We start from the raw sequence: 24467 nt of genomic DNA, 5'->3' as shown, positions 1-24467 counted from the left end.
TACATCTCCGTTTTACTACTCAGTCGGAAATTCCCGCTAAGTCATTAAATATGTGTGAATTGTGAAACAATGCGGCTTATACTAACGATAAATGAGACAAGAAAAAAGTATTAATATTTTGCTAAACTGTAACTTAACTATTCGAACGCTCAAGCTACTGTTTTCACTAACATTACTATCTGCTTGCCAACCTAGTGGCCAAGCACCAGAGCAACGATGGCAACACGCTGTTGAAGGCGCATACGCAGCCAACATATCCAATGATGCAAAATATAGTGTGGTGTCATCGATTCATCATGGTGTTAGTTTGTGGGATTTAGAAAAGAATGCCTTAAAGTTTAATTGGTCACAGCAAAAAAATAGTGCTGATAACTTGGTGCTTGTCGCTGATATTGCTGATAACAATAGCCATGCGCTAATAGCCAATCGCAATGCTTTGTCACTTTGGAATATGAACAATGGCAAATCAGAAGGCTTTTGGTCAATCAGCGAGTCAAATATTCGTGATGTTGCAGTGTCTAATAACGGCCGTTATCTGTTAGTTGGGCAAAGTAATGGCAAAGTTATTCATATTAATATTGATAATGGCCGACGACTTGAGTTTTTAGGACACCAAGAAAAAATTAACGCGGTAGATATGATGCCCAATGGTCGAGTAGCTATTTCAGGTTCAAATGACTTTGTTGCCTATATTTGGGATACACAATCTGGACAAGTTATTTATCGCTTTAATCACCCAAGCCGAGTCACTATGGTGGCACTTGACCCAAAAGGTAGGTATGCCTTTACCGCCGACAGTAAAAAGTCAGCTAACATTTGGGATCTCAAAACAGGCAAGTTAATTTCAAATCTCAAATATACCAATCGTCAGGAAGTATTTAGTGCAGTACAGTTTTCACCTGACGGCACCATGCTACTAACCGGCGCACCTTCACGTAAGGTTAGTGTTTGGGCAATTTCAACTGGTGATAGAATGACTAGCTGGCGAGTAACACCAAGAGAAGATATTCGCCCCGCAGGCGCAGTTGTCTATAGCGTGGCTTTTAGAGATAATAACCAAGTAATTACAGAAAGTTCTTCAGGATACGCCGAATTATGGCAGGTAAATAAATAGTGAAATCAATTAATGACTTAGAACAAGCAATAGAGTCGCTTGAAACCCGTAATGCTTTTCAAGACGATATTATTGAACAGCTCAATAACGAATTATCGGTTCATCAAAGTGAAATCGCAGAATTAAAATTACAGCTTAATTTAATTGCCAGGCGACTAAAAGAAAATAACGCTGGCCAACAAGGTAAAGAAGAGGTAGAGCCTCCACCTCCGCACTACTAAATATTTAGCACGCTCATCGAGTAAGCTAAACAACGACTTTGTTTAGCTTACTGTCATACATTATTCTTGTTTGAAAATACCTATAACCTGTTCATTTGGTCGCACTTCTTGAGCGATGTGTTCTTGTGCTTGCGACATTTGCTCGCCACAATTTACACAAGTGACAGTTTCAACGTTATTTTCTTTAGTTAACGCCATAGTATCCATCGCCTGACATTTGGGACACGTAGCCCCTGCTATAAATCGTTTCTTCACGTTATTACTCAGTTTTATGTATTTATTGACCAAGAAAAGCAAGATATATGCTTTGCTACTCTATTTTACCTTGAATAATCCCCCAAGGAAAAGCGACAATAGCCCCCTGCATTAAAAAGAGTAATGATAAATGATCATAGCCACCGACTTAAGTTTAGCCCGAGGTGCAAAATACCTTATAAAATCATCAAGCTTTACCATACATCCAAATCATAAAGTTGGGCTTGTTGGGGCAAATGGCTGTGGTAAGTCTTCTTTATTTGCCAGTTTATTAGGAACATTACCACCTGATATGGGTAATTTATCAATGCCAGCAAGTTGGAAAATTGCCACGGTAAAGCAAGAAACACCAGCTTTAGAGCAGTCTGCTTTAGACTATGTTATTGATGGCGATCACGAATATCGTGAATTAGAAGCAAAATTAGAACAAGCTCGTCAAGACGATAATGGTACGCTTGAAGCAACCATCATTAATCAAATTGACGCAATAAATGGCTACAGCCTGCCAGCAAGAGCAGGTGAGCTTTTACATGGTTTAGGTTTTTTACAAGAACAGTTATCTAATCCGGTAAAATCCTTTTCTGGTGGCTGGCGCATGCGCCTTAACCTTGCTCAAGCGCTAATTAGTCGTGCCGACTTACTATTACTCGATGAACCCACAAACCATTTAGACTTAGATGCCGTTATTTGGCTGCAACGTTGGTTAAAACGCTTTACTGGCACCTTAGTGCTGATTTCTCATGACCGTGACTTTCTTGATGATGTTATTGGCCAAATTTTACATATTGAGCAACAAGGCGCAAAACTATACTCTGGCAACTATACGGCCTTTGAACGCCAGCGTGCAGAACACTTAGCACAGCAAGATGCCCAATATCAAAAACAACAAAAAGAAGTGGCGCATTTAACTTCATTTGTCGACCGCTTCCGTGCCAAAGCAAGTAAGGCAAAGCAAGCACAAAGTCGCTTAAAGAGATTGCAAAAATTACCCGACCTAGCGCCTGCTCATGTTGATAGTCAATTCACTTTTAGTTTCGAAAAACCCGAAACTTTGCCCTACCCATTATTAGCATTGACAGAGAGTACTTGTGGTTACAGTAACGAGGCGATCATTTTAGAAAATGTTGCTATGACATTAGTGCCCGGTAGCCGAATTGGCTTGCTTGGGCGCAACGGTGCAGGTAAATCAACATTAATTAAATCTCTAGCTGGCGATTTGAGCATTTTGCAAGGTGAACGTTATTGCGCTCAAGAGCTGAAAGTTGGCTACTTTTCTCAGCATCAGTTAGAACAATTACACATGCCCAGCAGCGCCATTGAGCACATTATTCGTGCAAAACCGGAAATAACTGATTTACAAGCCAGAACCTTTCTAGGTCGCTTTGGCTTTAGCGGTGATCAAGCTTTAGACCAAGTTGGCACAATGTCGGGTGGTGAAAAAGCTCGATTAGTCTTAGCACTTATCGTGTTAGAAAAGCCACAATTGTTACTGCTAGATGAACCAACCAACCACCTTGATTTGGAAATGCGCCAAGCATTAGTGCTAGCGTTACAAGACTTTGATGGTGCTATTATTTTGATTGCCCATGACAGATACTTACTAGAATCTTGTGTTGATGAGTTTTATTTGGTGGCTAATGGCCGCGTAACTGACTTTGATGGTGATATTGACGATTATCAGCAGTGGCTCAATGACGACAAAAAACAAACGGTAAAAGCCAATAAAGTGGTTAGTGAACCGCAGGTAGATAAAAAGCAATTACGTAAAGAGCAAGCAGAGCTACGTAAAAAGGCTTCACCACTTCGTAAGCAAGCAGACAAATTTGAAAAACAGGTGCAAAAGGCTCAAAACACCTTAACAGAAGTTGAAGCTAAACTTGCTGACAGCGACATTTATCAGGCACAACACAAAGCTGAGTTGACTAAATTATTAAAACAACAGGCACAACTAAAACAAGATATTGAAGAAAATGAAATGCAATGGCTCGACTTAGAAGAGCAAATAGAAGAGATAATGTCACAAGCATTATAAATTTATTGCTACACTTAATACTAAGGCAAGTTATTACTTTATTCACAAACAATAGTGACATAGGACATTATCATGAAAAAACTAACGCTAGCTTTATTGGGTATTGCCCTGCTTGCAAATAGTTCAGCATATAGTGCTGATTTAGATCTTGGCATTTATGAATTGAACCGAGGTGAATTTAAAGCAGCTATTGCTGAATTTGAACCTTTGGTTGCACAAGAATACGCCCCCGCACAACATCAAATGGGGTTAATTTATTTAAATGGCTGGGGCGTCATTAAAGATAATAAAAAAGCTTTAGAGTTGTTTCACTTAGCTGCGGCACAAAACTATAGCGAAGCCCTATTCGATTTATCTCTGTTGTACAGTGAAGGAGAGGCAACAAAGAAAGATTTAAAAACCGCTTATGCCTTAATGGAAAAAGCCGCCAATAAAAATTTACCACGAGCTCAGTTTAATTTAGGTGTCATGTTATATAACGGTGACGGTGTGACCCGAAATTACTTACAAGCCTCACGTTGGTACCAAAAAGCCGCCGACCAGAACTATGCCTTGGCACAATTTAATTTAGCGCTAATGTATTTTGAAGGTAAAGGCGTAGCGAAAAGCACCGAAATGTCATATATCTGGAATATTATCGCCGCAAAAAATGGCTATAAAATGGCAGAAAAAAGCCGAGATATGGACGAACATAAGTTAACCGTAGATCAAATAAAAACGAATCGCGAAAAAGCTGATGCTATTTATCGTAAAATTCTCGATCAACGAGAACTTAAAATGCGAAAATTATCTTAACCGCTTAATTTATATACCTAACAAAGCCAGTGCTTACATGCTCTGGCTTTTTATTTCTCTGCGAGCAAATCTAGAGCGTGTTGAACTTTGCGTTACAAATTTCATTCGAATTAAACGCGATTTAATCAAGGCGCAGTGAACGAGGTATAGTTATTCTATATAAACAGGCTACAACAAAGTTCAACAGCCCTAATACAACTGTGCTTTAAAATTATCTTTGTAACGACGAGACAAGCTCAATACTTTTCCAGTACTAAGCTTAACTTCACTGTCACCCGTACTTAATGGTGTAATTGACTCTACGCAACTTAAATTAATGGCATGCGAACGATGAATACGACAAAAGCCCTTAACCGCAAGTTGTTCACTTAGTTGTGTCAAAGTCGCCCGTGTTGGATATATTCGTCCTTGAATATGTAAATTAACGTAGTTTCCTGCTGACTCTAGCCACTCAACATCGGTAATTTTAATAATAAATTCTTTACCTAGCTTTTTAACCAATAGCCTATCAATATTCTTTTCAGGCTCATGTCGGTCATTCTCTTCCTCACTTTGCGCAACCGGACTCGCTTCACCTTGCAGACGCGTTAAAATGAATCGATAACCTTGTAAAAAAATGATAAAAAATACAAATGCCCAAAGATCTTTTCGATATTCATACAACATTTCAAACCATAAATTGCCAAAGTCGTAGCTACGTTGCACGTTAAAATAGGCTAACTTTCTTAATCCCACCATGATGCTGACATGAAGTAATGAAAACATTGTTGCAACAATGAAATATTGAAAAATAGAAAACTTAATAGACTGCCAATTAAATGGTATTTTCCGCAATGCAAAAATGACTAGCGGTAATAATAATAAGGTACTAATAGCACTGGAATATTCCCAAACAAAAGGTTCCCAGATAGCAAAAGGCAACTCAGCATTTTTCCGCTGCGCTTCCATTATTTCAGATGTCGCCAGTAAGGTATTGTTAATAAAAAAATAGATAATTACGACGGTTATTTCATAACGCAGTTTGTATTTTTGAAAATGTAATAACTTACTCATAATGTTTTTTCTTTAGGCAACATTATTTATCCCTATATATTGCCGTTTATCCCTATCCATTGTTTTTACAGCCTTTATGGCAAGTATTTGTTGAGTGTATCAGTGAAGATATAACCTTCACAAGCAGACAGAGCATTCAAAAACAATGTTAATTTCATATTTTAAGGAAGGAAATAATTCACTCAGTAAATTATTTATTCCGGACACAGCTGATATGCCAGCAAGACGCCATGACTTGGATTGGTTAAGAGTCATAGCCTTTGGCTTATTGATTTTATTCCATTGTGGCATGTTTTACGTAGAAAACTGGGGCTGGCACGTTAAAAGCCAACATTCATCAGCATTTCTTGAAAACATAATGTTAATCGTCGAACCTTGGCGAATGGCACTACTTTGGATTATATCTGGAATTGCCATACGATTTATTATGGTAAAAGTTACCGTTTGGCGTTTTATTAGTATGCGCTCTTTACGCATATTATTACCATTGTTATTTGGCATTTTGGTGATTGTGCCACCACAGCTTTATATCGAGATGACTGCAAATGGTGATTTGAATATGAATTACTGGCAATTTCTCAAGGCATTCTTTAGTAGTGGTCACAATGTCTTTGATAAATACCAATCAGGTATCTGGCCACATATTGATGTAAACCATTTATGGTTCTTACGTTCACTTTGGCAATACTCACTGGCATTGCTTTGTATATTGCCGCTACTAAACTCGCTGAGAGTTCGTAAGGCTATTTTGTGGTTGTTCAAACAACATGGTGTTATCGCGATATTACTTGCAACATTACCTCTATTTATTATTCAAATAAACTGGCCAATGAGCCAAGTAAGGTATCCGCTTGGTTTTACCTTTATGGTTTACGGTTACTTAATTGGCTGGCATGCAAGTTTCTGGCAAAGGTTAGCCATGAGCGTGCGCTGGTTAGCTGCTAGCTTCATTTTTGCTTTTGTCTGTTTTATTTACTTTTACAATAAGATCTGGCTAACTGAGTTAGCTCAACCCGGTAGTAATGAAGCGTGGCGATTAATGCTCGGAATGTTTGTCTACAGCTTACTACGTATTTTAGGCGTATTAATAGTTTTTGCTATTGCCTACAAAACGCTAAATTACAACTCTAAAAGGCTTAGCTACTTAAATGATGCCGTATACCCATTTTATATTTTACATCAAACATTTATTGTCGTATTCGGCTATCAACTATCGCAACTAAACTTAGCTGCAATAATGGAATCAAGCTTACTTATGTTAACGACTATATTCGCCTGCTTACTTAGCTATGAAATTATCAAACGGATTAATTTTTTACGCCCATGCTTTGGTTTAGCCATGCGACCAGACACAAGCAAATTTAACCAGCAACTTGCCTACATTATTGCCTTATTGCTGATAATGCCAATTGGCGTCGAAATACTGATTTAAGTCGCAACAATAGTCAGAGAAAGTGAAAAACATCAACAAAAGTGAATATGACAGTGATCTAAATCAATAAGATGATCATACGAGTTATTTACAATGAGCTCAGTACCTAATTACATTTTTGATATCTCTAGGAGTGAGTTATGAACATCATAGATATGCTAATTAATGATCCTGTCGTATTATTTTCTTTTGTTGGCCTAGCTATTGTATTGGGCATTTGTAGTTTTTACGTTTACTACTTTTTAAAGCACATTAGCGAAGACGAAAAGTAATTTACTATACAGTTAACTCTGTTTTGCAAAAGCAAGGTTAAACACAATAAACATCATAAGTACTAAGTAGATAATTGCTTAGGTGGGCATTGTTGTACTTTTACCGTACAATGCGCCTTTGTTTTTTAGCTTTTATCGTATTATGTTTACCGAAAGTTCATTCTCACCTGCCTGGTGGCTTAAAAACGGTCATGTGCAAACCATGGCCGCAAAATTCCTTAGGCGAAATCACACCTTAACTACTAGCGATGAAACCTTAGAATTACCTGATGGAGATTTCGTCGATTTAGCATGGACAGAAAAAGTAAGCTCAAACTGTAGTCGCCCTATTGTTGCTGTACTGCACGGTTTAGAGGGCTCTATTAATAGTCACTATGCCAAAGGAATGATGTCTGCAATTAATGCCAACGGTTGGGTTGGCGTGTTAATGCATTTTCGTGGCTGTAGTGGCCGACCAAATAGAATGGCAAAATCTTATCATAGTGGCCAAACCTGTGATGTTGACTTCTTTAGCCAATATTTAGCCCAACAATACCCTCAAGCTAAAAAAGCTATTGTTGGTTTTTCATTAGGCGGTAACGTGCTAACCCGTTATTTGGCAGAACAAAAAGAAAATATTTATCAGGCCGCCAGTGTTATTTGCGCACCGTTAGATCTATCTAGTTGCTGCGATAGAATCAATCAAGGTTTTTCTCGTGTCTATCAAAAATACCTAGTCGACATGCTCAAAGATAGTACTTTAGAAAAAATGCGCATTAACCTACTCAATAATATCGACAAGAAAAAGTTACTAAATATTAGTTCGATTCGTGACTTTGACCAAATGGTAACCGCACCAGTCAATGGCTTCGCTGATGCTGATGATTATTATCAAAAGGCCAGTGGCCGTGATGTTATCGGTGATATACAAACACCTTGCTTAATTATGCACGCCAGTGACGATCCTTTCTTATGCCATAAAAATACAACGGCAGTTGACGAGCTGCCTGAGCATATAACCTTTGAGATAAGTAACCGTGGCGGTCATGTCGGATTTATTAGTGGCAGTAACCCATTTAAACCACAATTTTGGCTAGAGTCACGCGTACCTGAATTTTTTTCGAGGCACTTATGATCATTCCATTAGACTCATTATCACAAGAAACGGTAACGGCAATAATAGAGAATTTTGTATTAAGAGAAGGCACAGAATACGGAAGCGAAGACGTTGCACTTGCAGATAAAATTCAACAGGTGTACCAACAGTTAAAGCAAGGTACTGCAGTACTGGTGTACTCCGAACTGCATGAAACCGTAAATATTTTACCTGCTGATCAATTTATTGAAGGAGCAGAAGAGCAATATTAACAACAAAATAAAAAGCACTCTTAAAGTGCTTTTTATTTTTACATCATGTGCATTACTAACGTGTAAATGTGACAGAAAAGCTCACTGGCACAACATGATCAATGCTCGGTAATGACGCCAATTCTTTTAATTTATTGATACCATTAACAACACCAAAAGCATCTGCCTTAATAAAAAATGGCTTTAATGTAGTTACCAATAACTTATCAGTGGTGAGTTTACTAATGGTAATGTCGAAGCTTATATCTTGGCTATAGCCATGAAAGCTTAAAGTGCCATTAATACTTGCGGTTTTACTGTCACCGGCATTTAATGTTTTTAGCAGGTTATTATCAAGCTGGGCACTAAATACCGCCGATGCATACTGCTGGGTTTCAAAAACAAACTTTTTCATGCGTTCATCACGAATCGCAATATTGGTGTCAACACTGGCTAAGTCGACTTTAATTTCAACTTTACCACTTTCATCAACTTTACCTTCAAGCTTATTGAAGCGATGATTTTCCGCAACCGCTCCTTTCTTTATCGAAACAAAATTAAGCAATGAATAATTGTTGTCTAAGTGCCAAGCAGCAAAGCTAGGCACGCTTAATAGCGTAAATAAAAATAATGTAATTAAAGTTAAAATGGATTTGCGCATTTAGCACTCCGTAAATTAAGTTTTGCGATAATTGATGACTAAACAATTAGCGCTTCCAACAATTTCTCTGTTAACTTAATTGTACGGTTAATTATGTGACATTTCTAACATTACATGCTTTTTTCACACTAATGAGCGGCTTGCTCGGTGCGGCTTAATAATTTTTCGCCATGGAATAGCATTACTTCCCAAAGAGAGAAAATCGGGCTGCATCAAGGTTTCACGTTGATTGTATGTCAAAGGTTTAAATTCACTGTCGATAATACTGCCACCGGCCTGCTCTATAATACAATGACTCGCGCCCGTGTCCCACTCTCCCGTTGGTCCAACTCTTAAATAGCAGTCAGCGCCACCTTCGGCAATTAAACAATTTTTTAAAGAACAACTACCCAGTGCGATATGATCATAGGAAAATTCATCATTTAAATATTGTCCCATTAAATTAATATCTTGGCGTCGACTAATTGCCACTTTAATGCGACGTTCACCATCATATTCCGCGACATGAATTCTATGGCTGGCAATATTATTCTCTTTATAGGCACCTAAGTTATTTTGACCATAATAAGTTAGTTGGTGGTCTGGAGCATGGATCACACCAATACTTGGCCAGCCATTTTCAACCAGTGCGATATTAACGGCAAAGTCACCACTACCAATAATAAATTCACCGGTACCATCGATAGGGTCAAGTAGCCAATAGCGTGACCACTTACCCCGTTGCGCTAGGTTGAGAGCACCAACTTCTTCCGAAATAACCGGAATGTTTGGTGTTAAGGTTTTTAGCTGATCCATCAATACGTCGTTAGCAGCAATATCGGCACTCGTTACTGGACTGTTGTCTTCTTTCATTTCAGCAGTAAAGTCACCCTGCTTGTAATAGCGGGTAACTTCTTGGCCAGCTTTTTTAGCGCTTTCAATGGCAATCGCTAATAATTTTTCTGCGCTCATTAAATACCTCGTAAATGCTCTTTCACTAACAACAATGCGGCAATACTTCGTGCTTCATTAAAGTCATTTTCTTGTAATAACTGGTGGTAATCCTCAAGCCGCCAAGGGACAATTTCTAACTCTTCAGGCTCATCTCCTTCAAGTTTTTCTTCATATAGGTTTTCCCCTAGAAAAATCGTCATTTGAGCATCAAAAAAAGCAGGGGCAGTAGCAAGCTTATGAATAAAAGTAAGGCTATTAGCGCCATAACCAATTTCTTCTTTAAGCTCTCGATTAGCAGCAGCTATTGCTTCTTCTCCAGGGTCTATTAAGCCTTTTGGAAATCCCAATTCATAACTATGTGTACCGGCACAGTATTCACGTACTAATAGCATAGTGTCTGCATCAAGCATTGGCACTATCATCACCGCACCACGACCACTGCTCGGTATTCGCTCATATTCACGTTGCGCTCCGTTACTAAAAGTTAAGTCAACTTGCTCTACGGAAAATAGTCGGCTTTTAGCAACCTGCTTACTGGCATTAATTTCTGGCAATTGTTGTTTTTTGCTCATATTAGCCTTTGATCACTATAGAAAATAAAGAAATGAATTTATAGAAATAGGTATAATCCTATAATAAACGTGTTTCTAGGATAAAATCTATGCTTGATTGGACAAAAATTTCAACTGTATTACTGGATATGGATGGAACCATTCTAGATTTACACTTTGACAACCACTTTTGGCTACACCATTTACCGCTGCGCTTTAGTGAAAAGAACAATATTTCTCTTGAACAAGCCAAAGAGCAGCTGAAAAATCATTACCTGCAAGTTGAAGGCACCATAAATTGGTACTGTTTAGACTACTGGGCAAAGCAAACTAACCTTTCAATTACCGATTTAAAGCGAGAGGTACAGCACCTAATACGTTTACGTGACGATGCCCATGGTTTCTTAACGGCATTACGAGAGTCTGGTCGCGATATTGTATTAGTCACTAATGCCCATCCGGACAGTTTATCGTTGAAAATCGAACGAACAGCATTAAACCGGTATTTTGATACCTTATATTCGACCCATGAATTTGGTGTAACTAAGGAGTCTCAATTGCTGTGGCAAAGACTTCAGGCTAAACATGGCTTTGATCTGGAAAAAACCTTATTTGTTGATGACAGCTTAACCATTCTAGACTCCGCTAAAAAATACGGCATAAAGCACCTGCTAGCTGTTGCCAACCCCGATAGCCAGCAAGCAGAGAATATTATTAATGATTATCCCGCCATAACTGATTATAGAGTGCTCATTAACGAAATAAGGCGTACCAGATTAAACTAGTACGCCTTATTTACCATATTCACATTTTAAACTAGGTGGCAGGTCGTTAGATTTTTAGTCGGTAACGACCTTTTTTATCTGCTCGACCTAAAAAGCTCAATGCGCCTTTTAGTTGCTCTGGAAAGTTTTGCCCAGGGGTTAAATAACCACTACCACTAAAATGCCCACCTTGCTTAATTTGCGCTTTGTACATTAAGCCTAAGTTATTTTTAGGATCAACTTCAGCAATCAATTCACCTTTCTCACAACTTAATTTTGCAGCTAACTTGCCTAGTGCGACTTTTTCATCAAGCGCGGTAATTGCAGCATTTTGCCAATTCAAATTACCATCTAGGGCATTACAAATAGGCGTACCAGCGACAAACTCCTCAATATTAACTTGGATTTGTTCATGTGCGACAACATCAATTGGTAAGTCTAAGTTGTCGCTAATAAGGCTGGCCGCGACACTAATTTCAGCATTCTCTATAGTTATATCTGCTAATAAGCCACTCAGTTGAAGATGACCTTCAGGGCCATTTGTCAGCGCATCACCAAAGCTAATATCCAGTTTTGGGTTCAACGTCAACAGCGAGAAAAATGACAATGAACTTTGTACTTTATTGATAACAATATCGTCTACCATGACTTGCGATATTTTTGTTTGCCAAATCGTGCCATCAACACCTGCAACTGAAACATTTTTAGGTAGTGTTATTTGGCCAACAAGCCAATTAGCCGGCATTAACGCAATAACAAATACACTGTATAAGGTGAGAAATATTGCTGTGGCAGCAAAATACTTTTTCATTAATTCTTTCCTAACTGTAGCCGACGAACACGCACAACACCCTGCTGTTCAGCTTTACTTAAATCAATACTCTTAACTTGCAAGCCATCACGAACCGATAACCGCTCTAACCATGACAACAACTGATTAAATGAAATTTCATCAATCCAAACTTGCAAATCATCGCCTTGTGGCTGCATACGTGTAATGGTAATTTTTTCGATGCGAGAGGTTCGATTAACTATGCTTGACAAACTTTCGCCACTGCTACCACCACCATTACGCTTTGCTTGCTGGTAACGTTGAGTATTTTCTTGTACCCAAGTTAATAATGCTTGCTGACGGTCAATTTTCGCTTTGCTCTTGGCAATGCTTTCATTCATTGGCTGCCAAATAACACTATAAAGAATAAAAACGGATATCAACGCTGACATCACGATAACCAGCCGTTGCTCACGAAGATTTAATTGTTGCCACCAAGTTTTCATGAGCGCGCCCCCGATGATTTATCTGTAATACTAAAAGACCCTGAAATTTCATCGCCTTGATTATTTTGCGCCCCTAAATTAACCGATAAGCCAACTTTTTCTAACGCCACTTTGAGTTTTTCAAAATATTGATAATCTTTCGCGGTAACTTGCATGCGTACTTCTTTGCGCTTGCCGTCAAACTTTAATGTTTGCGGCTTAATTTCAGGTACACTCGCTAGCGCTGGCTCTAAGTTAACAAGTAATGATAAAAAGCCAAGCGACTCTCCAGTATTGCCGACTTCAGCTAACTTACGCTTTAATTGCGAGCGAATAGTAGAGACTTTCACGCGCTTAGTGGCTGGAAATGCTTGCTTATAACTTGCGACAATTTGCTCTTCGATTGCTGCTTGTTGAGTTGATAACTGATACAGCTCTGAACCTTTTAAAGCAAAATTCAATACTAAAGCTAACCCGGCAATACCTGCAACCCAAAGCCAATTTGTTGATGCCGCGCTGCGCTTTTCTTTAACTTGAAATTCACCTTGTAGTAAATTGAATTTCATTGCGGCATTGTTCGCCAAAATAGCCAACGGCAATTCTTCTGGTAGTAGCTCTACCGACAATGCATTAGGCATGTTAGGTAAAGACGAATAGGTTTGAATTACAGTCGCTGTTGTCTCATCTTTGCTTAACTGAGCAGCAATAATAGGCCACGCATTTTCCTCAAAAGACATTGTTTGCCAGTTATCTATACGCAATAAGACTTGCTCGTCTAACATAACAGCGGTGATATTGTCTTCGCTTACCGGTAAAGCTAGCGCATCTGGGATCATAACTTTGCAGAATATTTCTGCTTCAGCCAACCATTGCTGCCATTGTTGTAATTGTTCTCTAGCTACTGCCGCAAGGAAACAATTATGTCCGTGGGCGTTTTGCTTTTGTTCGCTAAAGGCGAAAAACAATTGCTCAACATCTTGCGCAAGTTCATCTTCAAGCATATACGGCGCAGCCAAACGAATGGCTCGTTGCGAGCTTCCAGGCACAGTTAGGCTTTTAACGGCGACATCACAAGCAGGTACAAAAACAATGACGTCACGTGCCGCAGATTTTTCTGTTAATTGCGTTAATTGTTTAGCACTTGGCAATTCACCGCTGGCTATAATTTCTTCATGTCCGTTGGTTTTAATTAGCCAATGTACTTTATTTTCTATCTGGCTACCTAAACGGATAAATAAGGTTTCACCCATTATTTTCGTCCTATGATGCGATTCTTCACATTTATATTATTCTTATTTGCAATTTAATAACGCCACTCATCACAAATTACTCTCGTCCTATAGTACGACTGATCACGTTAATACTATTTTTATTTTCAACTTTCATAATCGTGCTCATCGCGAAGTAACTGTTATTGAAACTTGCTGTGGTTTTCAATTTAAAATACTCACTTTTTACAGCAAATTGTGCTTTCTGTTCCGCAGATATTTTAGCCTTTTCAAGCTCTTTAAGTGCAAAGAAGTCGTCAACATTTTCAAAGCCTTCATCTTCTCGGCTCGAAAGCACTTGCGATGCTTCATTCTGACTGATCCCCAACATACCGACAAGTATTTCAGGTTTGTCTTGCGCTATGGTGTTTATATTCACCTGATTCGAATTGGTATTTGGCAATACACAGGTATAGTCTTTTAACTTATTTATGACATCTACCGTAAAGTGCTCAATTATTCTTAGCTCAGCTAAGCTTGCTAAATAGTTATTTGCCGCTAAATAAGGAAACTCCTTGGCGGCATAATCATTATCTTCTGCACCACCGGAGCTCGAAATACTATCATTTGCATCAAGCCAATCTGTTAGTGCATCTGCCATAGACTCAGCTTCAAAGTCGCCAACGCCTTCAATATTCAGGGCCAGTAACAGCTCTTCAAACGCTTTTCTTGCCACTGACTTAGTTGCTGTTTGGCCATTTTCCTCTTCTTCAGTGCGCAAAGCATTTAAATTAAAGCAACTGTGTAAGTCTGTTATCTCACCGGTAATCTCACCAAAGTCTACCGGAAAGGTATTTTCCCCTTGTGCCCAAATTTGCCCTAAACTTGTCACATTTTCATTTTCTTCTAACGATTGCTTTAACACGCTTTTTGCAAACGCTTCCGCGCCCATTGCATACCAATAAGCCTGTTGATTTGAACCAACATTATTAGTGCGCTGCATTTGCAATTGCAAGCGAGCAGTCATTTGTGTGGCTAAGATGGCAATTAGCGCAACAATTAGCATAACGGTAATTAATGCCACGCCTTTTTGCAGATTAAGCTTAATCATCTTAGTCACCCTCAGCCACACTATCACCGGCAACAATAAACTGACGTCTGATTATACCGTAATCAGAGGTGTCAAGCTCTATGGCTATCGCAATGGGTAAGGTATTTTCTTGTAATGTTTTTTGCCATTTTTTGCCATCGTAAAACTCAAAGTCTAGCTTCTCTACCTTTGAAATAAGTGGCCTAATTTTAGGCTCCTCACCCAGCACAGCATCAACAAAATTAAAATGTAATCGTTCTAGAACATTTTCATTTAGCTGATAAGCAACTGATTGCATATCACTGCGTGGTAATAACAACCCAGGATTTGTCCAACCATGACGTACAAAAGCAATCGCCTGTTCACTACTTGAAAAGCTTTCGTTGTTGGTGTGCAAAAAACCTTCTAGCGGCGCTTCACCATTTAGTCGCACACTACGTCGAGCAATTTGCAGCATATCCCGTTCTATAATTAAAAAGCCACGTTGTAATTCATTAATTCTGTCTGTGCGTTCTTGAGTGGCGGTATCGCTATTTAACACGGTTTGGAAAATGCTAAAACTGGCCATACTGATCACCGAAAATATTGCGATAGCAATAAGCACTTCTAACAGTGTAAAACCTTGTATTTTTGATTTTAAAGAAGGCTTTTTATTCGGTGGTAGCTTTAAACTACGCAAATTTACAGTATTCATTTGCTCTTCTTGGACACATAAGTCATCAAACTGGTTAGTGCTGACTCATCTTTCTCGTCTAAACGTACTTCCATGACAATTGCGCGTAAGTCTTTATCTGTGGTCTTTACCACTTTTTGCTGCCAGAACCATTCTTGCCCTGCAAGTTCAACTTTACCTTTTCGGTTATTTTTCGGAGGCCAAGTTTCGTCTAAGGTAACTTCAACAAGCTGATTAGACGCGACCCAGCTTGCAACAATTTTACTTTCTAAATAGCCAAGATTTCGTGCATTAGTATCTGCTGTTCCTAATATCGCGATACCAGCTACCGAAAAAACCGCCATAGCCAACATAACTTCAATTAAAGTGAAGCCCTGTTGTATATGCTTAAAAACGCGTTTAACCTCGATTTTCATTAACTAATGGTCCCTCTATCGTTAATGGTGTCGAGTAAATACCCGTAACTTTAAAAATAACATCTTCGCCTTGTTCAAAGGCAAAGTCTGCCAAGGCAAAAGTTAAACTAAACGGTGTTATATCCCCTCCAGAAAGAATATACACTTGCGGAATTAGTTTCTTTTCCTCTTCATCTTCTTCACTAAAACTATCTTGCTCTTCTTCACTATTTAACAAATTAGAGTCAAAAAGTAGCGCTTCTTCAATGGGTAAATCGTCAAGCTGCAAAGAAATCTCGATACCTTCTGGCAGTGTATAAACATCAAATAATGGTTTATCTGCAATTGGCGACCAACTAACGCCGTCATAGCCCAAAAATTGATATGTATTTTCATCAAGATATAGGCCAAGTTCGATATTGTTTAGCATGCCATATTCTACTGCAACGTCAAAAATGCCCGCAAAGCGGGCACTATTTTGTTGTAGTACTTGTTCAGGCTTACTGCTTGAGAAACTAAACTGTACAACAGAGATCATAACGCCGATCAAAACAATAACTAGCATCACTTCAATTAACGTGAAGCCACGGTAGTAAGAATTGTACGGCGGCAAATTACCGTTTTTAGATTTCATAGCAGGTAAAAATCAAAGTTAACAATTACTGATAGTCTGCTAAGTTCCAGTTACCAATATCATCATCAGTACCTGCTTCACCATCAGGGCCCATAGAGAAAACGTCCATATTGCCGTGTTCGCCTGGGTTTAATAACTGATACTCATTTCCCCAAGGGTCATTAGGTAAACGTTTAACATATCCACCCTCTGGAAAACGACGAGGCGCTGGCTCAATATCAGTTTCGCTAACAAGCGCTTCCAAACCTTGCTCAGTACTTGGATATTTATAATTGTCCATTTTATACATACTAAGTGAGGTTTCTAATGCATTGATGTCAGAAACAGCCTTTTGCATATTAGCACGCTCTTGGCTGCCCATTAAATTCGGTACCACCATACTGGCTAAAATACCTAATATTACGATAACAACCATCACTTCTAATAGCGTAAAACCACGCATGTTGTTTACTGCTTTCATTTCTAACTTCCTATTAATGTGTTTAACTGAAGAATTGGCTGTAAAATAGCCATAACGATGAATAATACAATGCCAGCCATAACGACCATTAAAGCCGGTTCAAATGCCTTTAATGAAATATTGACTATAGCTTCAAACTCTCGGTCTTGGTTATCAGCTGCTCGACCAAGCATATGCTCTAATTGCCCACTTTTTTCGCCACTGGCTATCATATGGAGCATCATAGGTGGAAAAAGTTTCGTTTGCTCTAAAGAAACCCGCAAGCTTGACCCCTCTCTGACCTTGTCAGCTGACTCTTTTACACTTTGTTTAATGTATAAGTTGTCTAATACCTCACCTGATATTTTCATACTCTCTAATAGAGGAACGGCGCTTGCAGTTAAAATGCTCAAGGTACGAGCAAATCTTGCGGTATTAATACTTTTAGCAACTTTACCTATGCCGGGTAATGCCAAAAAATGCTTATGATAGGCAAACTTAAAGCTTGCCTTTTTCAATAGCTGCGCCCAAATTAGCATCAACGCGGCAATGACAAGCACAATAATTAAACCATATTCACGTAAGAAATCGCTACTCGCAATCAATAACTTTGTGGTACCTGGTAAATTTGCGCCCATATGCTCAAACTGACCGACTATTTTTGGCACTACCGCAGTTAACAATATAGCTATTACGCCTGTTGCCACTATGGTCATTATAATTGGGTAAACTAAAGCCTGAATAAGTTGTGATCTTAGTTGTTGACGCTGCTCCGTGTAATCAGCCAACCTGTCTAGTACTTTGTCGAGATGACCTGATTTTTCACCCGCCGCCACCATAGCTCTATATAAACGGTTAAAAATTTGCGGGAACTCTGCCATGCTCTCAGCCAAACCATAACCTTCAGTTACTTTGGTTCTAACGGCCATCACCATACTTTTAAGCGAATTTTTATCGCATTGTTCGGCAACCGCCATTAACGACTCTTCAATTGGTAAACCCGATTCAACTAAAGTCGATAATTGTCGAGTAATAAGGGCCAGCTCTGATGCGGAAATTTTTCTCCCGCCAAAACGAGACTTTTTTCCTTGCTGCTTGTTTTTTTGCAAACTCGGTGTAACTTCTGTTGGCATTAACCCTTGCTCGCGCAATAAACTTCGCACGTGCCTTGGCGTATCCCCTTCAATAACACCTTTTTTATTTTTGCCACGGCTATCTACCGCTTGATAATCAAAAGCCGCCATAGTTAATCTTCTCGCGTTACACGCAATACTTCTTCAATGGTTGTTTCACCACGCATAACTTTATCGAAACCGTCGCGACGAATACTTGGTGTAGTTTTGCGAATAAACTTCTCAATAACCTGCTCACCTTTACCGTTATGAATCAGCTCTCGAACTTTGTCATCAACCACGATTAACTCATGTATGCCAGTTCGGCCACGATAGCCTTTGAAATTACATTCTTCACAACCAACGGCTCTAAATATTGGTGCTTGATCGTCATCAGCAAGTTGCAACAACTTACGCTCTTCAGCTGACGTTGGGCAACATTCACGACAATGAGGACATAATGTTCTGACTAGGCGCTGTGCAAGCACCCCTAATAAACTTGAAGATAATAAGAAAGGCTCAACTCCCATATCTTCCATACGCGTTATAGCACCAGCTGCCGTATTGGTATGCAGCGTTGATAACACTAAATGCCCTGTCAAACTGGCTTGCACGCCAATTTGCGCAGTTTCCAAGTCACGTATTTCACCTACCATCACTACATCAGGATCTTGACGTAATATGGCACGTAAGCCGCGAGCAAAGGTCATATCCACTTTCGTGTTAACCTGTGTCTGCCCAATACCTTCAATGGCATATTCAATAGGATCTTCAACAGTTAAAACATTACGTTCTTTACTGTCAATTTGGCTCAAACCCGCATATAAGGTGGTACTTTTACCTGAGCCGGTTGGGCCGGTAACAAGAATAATACCGTGAGGTTTATCAATAAGCTCAGAAAAGCGAGCTCGGTTGCCATCGGTCATACCTAGGTCTTGTAAATCAAGCCGAGTTGAGTTTTTATCTAATAAGCGCAGTACCACACGTTCACCATGTCCAGTTGGCATAGTAGAAACACGAACATCTACCGCGCGTCCGGCAATTCTTAAGGAAATTCGACCATCTTGTGGAATACGCTTTTCGGCAATATCGAGTTTAGCCATTACTTTGATACGCGATACCAACAAAGAGGCAAGCTTACGATTTGGCTTTAATACTTCACGCAAAACACCGTCAACCCGAAAACGAATTTGCAGTGCTTGTTCAAAGGTTTCAATATGAATATCAGAAGCATTTTCCTTAATAGCTTCGCTGAGCATAGCGTTAATCAATTTAATGATTGGCGCATCATCTTCATTTTCAAGTAAGTCTTCCGTTTCGGTCATTTCATCAGCAAGTGAATATAAGTCAACCTCATTACCAATATCTTCCATCATTTGTTGAGCTTCTGATGAGTCTCGCTGATAGGCAATGGTTAATAGCTGTTCAAATTCTTCCGCTGTTTTTACTTCGATTTCAAATGGTGATTTTAAAACTCGCCTTACTTCCAATAGTATATCAGCGCTTAGCTCATTTATGCATGCTAAACGTAAACCACGCTCGTCGTTCTCGATTAGAACACTATGACGTTTAGCAAAACCAAATGGTAAACGAAAACGGCTCGCCTCAGATTCAAGATTTTCAGTGTTTTGTTCTTGTAACTGCTGTTGATTGTCGACTTCACTTGCGTTGATAAACGCCTGCGCTTGAGAATCTATATCACTCATGGCTATTTATCTTTCTCGGTAGATTGTTTATCACGTTCTACTTTTTTCATATGTTCTTCAAATGACGGCGGTAAAGAAAGTGCATCATTCCATTCAGGCAAGATTGGTAATTTTTCATCGTCCATCAATTCTAAACCAATTTCACGGCTCGCCATTTCTTGTGCACGAATATAATTGTATTTTTCTTTACTTAAATCATTCATTAACTGGCCATCACGAACAATAGTTGGGCGTAAAAATACCATTAAGTTACGCTTGCGTTTGCTATTACTAGTGGACTTAAATAGATGTCCAAGAATTGGTATATCACCAAGAAGTGGTACTTTCTGAACACTCTCTTGTACATCGTCGTCAATTAATCCGCCAAGAATAACGGTCGCGCCGTCATCGGCCATAACCGTGGTTTTAATTTCCCGTTTATTAATAGAAATATCAACACCGGTTGCACCACTTACAGATGATACTTCTTGTTCAATCGTCAGCTGCACGCCGCTACCTTCGTTAATTTGCGGCGTTACTTTTAATTTAATACCAATTTCCTGACGTTCAACAGTTTGGAACGGGTTACTATTGCTACTTCCTGTTGTAGAACCGGTAATAATTGGTACTTCTTGACCAACGATAAAGTACGCCTCTTCATTATCTAGCGTGGTAATACTCGGCGTTGATAGTAAATTAGAATTGGTATCAGAGCTTACCGCTTGCACAATTGCGCCCCAATCATTTTTTACTATACCGAATAGGGTACCGCTAACTGAGCCTAAAACTTCAGCAGCTAAACTATAATCACCTTCCACATCATTTTTTCTATAAGCCGCGGTAATTAATTCCCCAGTATCTGCTGCACGAACTTCTGGCACAAACTCACCTTTAGTGGTTTTAGCCGCTTCTGCTGCTGCAGCCACCGAACTTATTGGCGCAACGCCGTTAGTGAATTGGGTCATCGCACCCGATTCATGATACCACTGCACGCCTAAATTAACGCCATCGCCTTCGAATACTTCAACAATAATTGCTTCAATCAATACTTGTGCACGACGAATATCTAACTGACGAATAACCGCTTCGAGTGAGCGTAACATGTCAGGTTGTGCAGTAATAACTAAGGTATTTGTATCTTCGTGTGCATCAATACTAACATTTCGGCTTTTGCTGCTTCGAGAAGTTTGTTTAGTACCTGATTTATCAGACTCAATTGACTCACTTACGCCTTCAAGCACTTTTACCATATCTTCTGACTTAGCATACTTAAGATGATAAACACGTGTGTTACCGTTAGATTCAAGTTCACTATCTAGTCGAGAAACTAACCTTGCAACACGTTCACGTGCCTGTTTTTCACCACTGACAATAACGCTATTGGTTCTTTCATCAGCTACAATTTTAGGAATTAAGAAGGTTGGCGTACCAGCGGCTTTACCTTGGCTAGACTTATTCATCGCTTCAATGATTCTCACCATTTCAGCGGCAGAAGCATATTTAAGCTTAATAATCTGCACGTCTTGGTCACCGGCTTTATCAACACGTTCAATAATTTGAACCAACCGATTCACCACCGCTGCCGTTCCCGTTAACATAATAACGTTGGCAGGATCGTAATTCACAACATTACCACCACCAGCTTGGTCTGAAAGCTGACGTAGTAATGGTGTTAACTCGCGAACAGTAACATTTTTAACTTCTACAACGCGGGTAACCATTTCATCACCAGCGCCTGGATTGTCATTGCCAACTACCGGGATTGAAGAGGTTTTTGCATCTTTGTTACGAATAATTTTAACCACATTGTTATCCATTTCTACTGCGGCAAAACCATAAACTTCAAGTACGTTTAAAAAGAATTGGTAATATTGTTCTTCAGTTAATAAGTCATAACTGCGCACATTCACTTTGCCACGAACATTTGGGTCAACAATCATGGTTTTCTTCAAGTTTTTACCAACAATATTGATAAACTCTGCGATTTCTGTGCCTTTAAAGTTTGGCGAATATTCAGCCGCTTCAATATCAGCTGAAAGTAAAACACCATTTAGCATAACGGCTGTAACAACCCCGGTCAGACTTCGCTTATACCAAGGTGCGCTTAATAATTTGCGCATGTATTATTCCTTTTATTCTAATTATCTATACTGAAAAGTATTTCTGTCATGTCACCGTTACGATCAAGTAACAATGAAACTTCGCGTTGTTCTCGTAATGATTTAATCGCCTGAGCGGCTTCTCTTGGCTCGGTTAAATCAAACCCATTCATTTGTACCGCTACATCACCTGTTTTAAGACCAGCACTTTGAAAAAAAGTTGGATCTTTCCCAGGCATTAATCGATAACCCGTTATTTTTCCATTGTCACGTTTAGGCGAAACTTTTAAATAATCTGTAATTTTGCCTGGGTCTTCATCTATATCTTTTCTCAGTGACTGAGTGCTTTTTGTCAAAGCTTTATTATTTCGTTGATCAACAACGTTTTTAGTATTTGTTTTTTTTAGTGTTTGCTGCTTGGCTTTAGCTGCCGGTTTAATCGCTTGCACATTTTTATTAAAATCAACACCTTCCATCATCAAGGTTTCTAAGCGGCCAGACACTTTTATAAGTACGCGATCATTGAATACATTTTCTAATACGGCACGCGTACCTTTAATATTTTCACCTATGCTGTAAGTTTCTTGTTTTCCCGCACTTTCGATAATTGCCGCAGCGGTGGCTTTATCACTACTTGCTACGGCACCAGTTAACGTTAACTTTAATCGCGTTTCTGGCGCGTTTTCAATAACAACTTCTTCAACTTTTTCGACGACTTTCTCCGAGAAATTACCAAATAAATTTAGCGCTGCAATACCATTAACATTAATTTGACTAGGGGCTGACTGCCGGGAAGAGTGTGCTTTACTAGCCGGTAATACTGTTGCGTTCTCAGGTTGTGGCAATGCTAGCCAAGTGAGCTGAGCAAAAAGAAAAGCTATATAGGCTAACAACAATAAAATAACCGCTTGAGATATTTTTTGTTGGGGAAGTTTAGCTAGCTGATCAAAAGCATTTGATAAGTTATTCGATAATGACATTTTATAATAATTTTATTGTCTGGAAATTTTAATTCACTTTGATGATACTTGACCGGACGCTCGGCAACAAGACGTCATATTATATTTTAGCTATTATTAGTTAATAAAATGTAAACAAATAAAATCTAATTAGCGGAAGTCGCACAGTTATGCTAACTTTCGCCATTTTTTATAACACCTACGCTGAGTAAATGCAAAACAATGGTAAAATCCAGTGATAGTAACGCAAAAGATAATCACGCAACGCGATTAGATAAATGGTTATGGGCTGCACGTTTTTATAAAACTCGTGCAATTGCAAAACAAATGATAGACGGTGGCAAAGTGTTTTATAATGGTCAGCGTAGTAAATCTGGCAAAGCCGTCGCCATAGGTGATCGCATTACGGTAAGGCAAGGTTTTGAAGAAAAGCAAGTCATCATAATAGCACTAGCAGACAAAAGACGCGATGCAACATTTGCTCAAACGCTTTATCAAGAAACCGAAGAAAGCAAAGAAACGCGTGAAAAAAATAGTTTAGCGCGAAAGCAAGGTATATTACTTAGCCCTGCAAGCGATACCAAGCCAGATAAAAAACAACGTCGACAAATTCGACATTTGAAAGAAAGGATTTAAACAGTGACAAAACAAACTGACGTATTAAATCGTTATTTATTTGATAACTTACATGCTCGTGGTGAATTAGTTAATTTAAAAAGTACGTTCCAAGAAATTGTAGCCCCTCACAACTACCCAGCCGGTGTTCAGCAATTATTAGGGGAGTTAGTAGCAGCAACATGCTTGCTTACAGCCACCTTAAAATTTGAAGGTGAAATTGCCGTGCAACTACAAGGTGACGGTCCTGTGGGTTATATGGCTGTTAACGGTAATCATTTACAAGAAATGCGTGGTATTGCTCGTGTAATTCAAGAAACAAATGCCAACTCATTAAAAGAACTTATTGGTAAAGGCAATATGGTGATTACCATTCGTCCAAGTGCAGGAGAGCCATACCAAGGAGTTGTTGCACTAGAAGAAGATACCTTAGCCGAATGTTTAGCTCATTATTTTGAAGTATCAGAACAAATACCGACAAAAATTTGGCTGTTTACAAATGAAGATAAATCACAAATTGCGGGCAGTTTAATCCAACTATTACCTGATAGTGAAGATAAAGAAAAGCAGCACGATGACTTTCAGCATTTATGCCAGCTCACTAACACGATTAAAAGTGAAGAGATTTTCTCTCTAGACAGCGAAGCTTTGTTGTACCGTTTGTACCATCAAGAAGAAGTTAGAATCTTTGAACCTCAAGCTGTAAGCTATAAATGTAGCTGCTCAGAAGAAAAATGTTTAAGCGCTATTGCTCAAATAGAACCAAGTGAATTAGAGAACATTTTGGCGGAACAAGGAAACGTTTCTATGACTTGTGACTACTGCATAACCACCTACAAGTTTGAGCGCCCTCAACTAATGCAATTTATCGATAGTAAAACGCATTAATACA

The 24467-nt window shown here is 39.1% G+C and carries 28 protein-coding genes; 11 read left to right on the top strand and 17 right to left on the bottom strand.

The window, feature by feature from the left end; genetic code table 11:
* Window positions 1-91 precede the first annotated feature (91 nt).
* Complete coding sequence (locus tag AC27HL_RS17570; protein WP_487082356.1) at window positions 92-1114, top strand: WD40 repeat domain-containing protein; 1023 nt, start codon at window positions 92-94, stop codon at window positions 1112-1114.
* Window positions 1114-1335, top strand: a complete 222-nt coding sequence (locus AC27HL_RS17565; RefSeq protein ID WP_487082355.1) for a SlyX family protein — start codon at window positions 1114-1116, stop codon at window positions 1333-1335. The genes AC27HL_RS17570 and AC27HL_RS17565 overlap by 1 nt, the downstream gene beginning before the upstream one ends.
* 60 nt (window positions 1336-1395) lie before the next feature.
* On the opposite strand, the gene AC27HL_RS17560 is transcribed toward AC27HL_RS17565, so the two are convergent.
* Window positions 1396-1602, bottom strand: a complete 207-nt coding sequence (locus AC27HL_RS17560; RefSeq protein ID WP_487082371.1) for a YheV family putative zinc ribbon protein — start codon at window positions 1600-1602, stop codon at window positions 1396-1398.
* Between the two features lie 118 nt (window positions 1603-1720).
* Between AC27HL_RS17560 and AC27HL_RS17555 the strand changes: the two genes are divergently transcribed.
* Together AC27HL_RS17555 and AC27HL_RS17550 are read left to right on the top strand one after the other, a co-directional pair.
* Window positions 1721-3622 carry an ATP-binding cassette domain-containing protein gene (locus tag AC27HL_RS17555; protein ID WP_487082354.1) on the top strand — a complete coding sequence of 634 codons (1902 nt, stop codon included), beginning with the start codon at window positions 1721-1723 and terminating at the stop codon, window positions 3620-3622.
* Window positions 3623-3694: 72 nt separating this feature from the next.
* A complete protein-coding gene (locus AC27HL_RS17550; protein ID WP_487082353.1) occupies window positions 3695-4417 on the top strand; it encodes a tetratricopeptide repeat protein in 723 nt (240 codons plus the stop codon).
* Between the two features lie 189 nt (window positions 4418-4606).
* On the opposite strand, the gene AC27HL_RS17545 is transcribed toward AC27HL_RS17550, so the two are convergent.
* Window positions 4607-5470, bottom strand: a complete 864-nt coding sequence (locus AC27HL_RS17545) for a LytR/AlgR family response regulator transcription factor (RefSeq protein ID WP_487082352.1) — start codon at window positions 5468-5470, stop codon at window positions 4607-4609.
* A gap of 145 nt (window positions 5471-5615) precedes the next feature.
* Between AC27HL_RS17545 and AC27HL_RS17540 the strand changes: the two genes are divergently transcribed.
* The 4 genes from AC27HL_RS17540 (at window position 5616) to AC27HL_RS17525 (ending at window position 8521) form a co-directional block, all read left to right on the top strand.
* Window positions 5616-6902 carry an acyltransferase family protein gene (locus AC27HL_RS17540; RefSeq protein WP_487082351.1) on the top strand — a complete coding sequence of 429 codons (1287 nt, stop codon included), beginning with the start codon at window positions 5616-5618 and terminating at the stop codon, window positions 6900-6902.
* A 140-nt stretch (window positions 6903-7042) separates the two neighbouring features.
* Window positions 7043-7174 carry a DUF3149 domain-containing protein gene (locus AC27HL_RS17535; RefSeq protein ID WP_487082350.1) on the top strand — a complete coding sequence of 44 codons (132 nt, stop codon included), beginning with the start codon at window positions 7043-7045 and terminating at the stop codon, window positions 7172-7174.
* Between the two features lie 82 nt (window positions 7175-7256).
* On the top strand, window positions 7257-8288 hold the full coding sequence (locus tag AC27HL_RS17530) for a hydrolase (protein WP_487082349.1): 1032 nt from the start codon (window positions 7257-7259) through the stop codon (window positions 8286-8288).
* The gene (locus AC27HL_RS17525; protein WP_487082348.1) at window positions 8285-8521 is read left to right on the top strand and encodes a YheU family protein; all 237 of its coding nucleotides are present in this window, start codon (window positions 8285-8287) and stop codon (window positions 8519-8521) included. The genes AC27HL_RS17530 and AC27HL_RS17525 overlap by 4 nt, the downstream gene beginning before the upstream one ends.
* A 55-nt stretch (window positions 8522-8576) precedes the next feature.
* Here AC27HL_RS17525 and AC27HL_RS17520 read toward each other — a convergent pair whose 3' ends face one another.
* From AC27HL_RS17520 to nudE, 3 genes are all read right to left on the bottom strand, one after another.
* Window positions 8577-9161, bottom strand: coding sequence for a YceI family protein (locus AC27HL_RS17520; RefSeq protein ID WP_487082347.1), 585 nt, complete (start codon window positions 9159-9161; stop codon window positions 8577-8579).
* Window positions 9162-9284: 123 nt separating this feature from the next.
* Window positions 9285-10112 (bottom strand): 3'(2'),5'-bisphosphate nucleotidase CysQ, encoded by an 828-nt coding sequence (gene cysQ, locus AC27HL_RS17515; protein WP_487082346.1) that lies wholly within the window; start codon window positions 10110-10112, stop codon window positions 9285-9287.
* The gene (gene nudE, locus AC27HL_RS17510; protein ID WP_487082345.1) at window positions 10112-10666 is read right to left on the bottom strand and encodes an ADP compounds hydrolase NudE; all 555 of its coding nucleotides are present in this window, start codon (window positions 10664-10666) and stop codon (window positions 10112-10114) included. The genes cysQ and nudE overlap by 1 nt, the downstream gene beginning before the upstream one ends.
* 89 nt (window positions 10667-10755) lie before the next feature.
* On the opposite strand from nudE, the gene yrfG reads away from it, so the two are divergent.
* A complete protein-coding gene (gene yrfG, locus AC27HL_RS17505; RefSeq protein ID WP_487082344.1) occupies window positions 10756-11430 on the top strand; it encodes a GMP/IMP nucleotidase in 675 nt (224 codons plus the stop codon).
* Between the two features lie 46 nt (window positions 11431-11476).
* Here yrfG and AC27HL_RS17500 read toward each other — a convergent pair whose 3' ends face one another.
* The 12 genes from AC27HL_RS17500 to gspC all read right to left on the bottom strand — a co-directional run bounded on the left by AC27HL_RS17500 (window position 11477) and on the right by gspC (window position 22981).
* Window positions 11477-12220 carry a type II secretion system protein N gene (locus AC27HL_RS17500; protein ID WP_487082343.1) on the bottom strand — a complete coding sequence of 248 codons (744 nt, stop codon included), beginning with the start codon at window positions 12218-12220 and terminating at the stop codon, window positions 11477-11479.
* Window positions 12220-12687, bottom strand: coding sequence for a type II secretion system protein GspM (gene gspM, locus AC27HL_RS17495; RefSeq protein ID WP_487082342.1), 468 nt, complete (start codon window positions 12685-12687; stop codon window positions 12220-12222). The genes AC27HL_RS17500 and gspM overlap by 1 nt, the downstream gene beginning before the upstream one ends.
* Window positions 12684-13916, bottom strand: coding sequence for a type II secretion system protein GspL (gspL, locus tag AC27HL_RS17490; RefSeq protein ID WP_487082341.1), 1233 nt, complete (start codon window positions 13914-13916; stop codon window positions 12684-12686). The genes gspM and gspL overlap by 4 nt, the downstream gene beginning before the upstream one ends.
* Window positions 13917-13992: 76 nt before the next feature.
* Entirely contained in the window at window positions 13993-14985 is a 993-nt protein-coding gene (gene gspK / locus AC27HL_RS17485; RefSeq protein WP_487082340.1) for a type II secretion system minor pseudopilin GspK, read from the bottom strand.
* Window position 14986: 1 nt separating this feature from the next.
* Window positions 14987-15658 (bottom strand): type II secretion system minor pseudopilin GspJ, encoded by a 672-nt coding sequence (gene gspJ / locus AC27HL_RS17480; RefSeq protein WP_487082339.1) that lies wholly within the window; start codon window positions 15656-15658, stop codon window positions 14987-14989.
* A complete protein-coding gene (gene gspI / locus AC27HL_RS17475; RefSeq protein WP_487082338.1) occupies window positions 15655-16053 on the bottom strand; it encodes a type II secretion system minor pseudopilin GspI in 399 nt (132 codons plus the stop codon). Before gspI ends, gspJ begins: the two co-directional genes overlap by 4 nt.
* Entirely contained in the window at window positions 16037-16666 is a 630-nt protein-coding gene (gspH, locus tag AC27HL_RS17470) for a type II secretion system minor pseudopilin GspH (protein ID WP_487082337.1), read from the bottom strand. Before gspH ends, gspI begins: the two co-directional genes overlap by 17 nt.
* Before the next feature lie 25 nt (window positions 16667-16691).
* Window positions 16692-17126, bottom strand: coding sequence for a type II secretion system major pseudopilin GspG (gene gspG / locus AC27HL_RS17465; protein ID WP_487082336.1), 435 nt, complete (start codon window positions 17124-17126; stop codon window positions 16692-16694).
* A 2-nt stretch (window positions 17127-17128) separates the two neighbouring features.
* Window positions 17129-18349, bottom strand: coding sequence for a type II secretion system inner membrane protein GspF (gspF, locus tag AC27HL_RS17460; RefSeq protein WP_487082335.1), 1221 nt, complete (start codon window positions 18347-18349; stop codon window positions 17129-17131).
* A 2-nt stretch (window positions 18350-18351) separates the two neighbouring features.
* Window positions 18352-19923, bottom strand: a complete 1572-nt coding sequence (gene gspE, locus AC27HL_RS17455; protein WP_487082334.1) for a type II secretion system ATPase GspE — start codon at window positions 19921-19923, stop codon at window positions 18352-18354.
* 2 nt (window positions 19924-19925) lie between these two features.
* The gene (gspD, locus tag AC27HL_RS17450; protein ID WP_487082333.1) at window positions 19926-22022 is read right to left on the bottom strand and encodes a type II secretion system secretin GspD; all 2097 of its coding nucleotides are present in this window, start codon (window positions 22020-22022) and stop codon (window positions 19926-19928) included.
* Window positions 22023-22039: 17 nt separating this feature from the next.
* Window positions 22040-22981, bottom strand: coding sequence for a type II secretion system protein GspC (gene gspC / locus AC27HL_RS17445; protein ID WP_487082332.1), 942 nt, complete (start codon window positions 22979-22981; stop codon window positions 22040-22042).
* Between the two features lie 201 nt (window positions 22982-23182).
* On the opposite strand from gspC, the gene hslR reads away from it, so the two are divergent.
* Complete coding sequence (gene hslR / locus AC27HL_RS17440; protein WP_487082331.1) at window positions 23183-23596, top strand: ribosome-associated heat shock protein Hsp15; 414 nt, start codon at window positions 23183-23185, stop codon at window positions 23594-23596.
* A 3-nt stretch (window positions 23597-23599) separates the two neighbouring features.
* Window positions 23600-24463 carry an Hsp33 family molecular chaperone HslO gene (gene hslO / locus AC27HL_RS17435; RefSeq protein ID WP_487082330.1) on the top strand — a complete coding sequence of 288 codons (864 nt, stop codon included), beginning with the start codon at window positions 23600-23602 and terminating at the stop codon, window positions 24461-24463.
* Window positions 24464-24467: the final 4 nt, after the last annotated feature.

It is taken from the genome of Colwellia aquaemaris, assembly GCF_057548755.1.
Note: the sequence above shows the minus strand (reverse complement) of the source record. Positions and strands in the feature narration are given on the sequence as shown.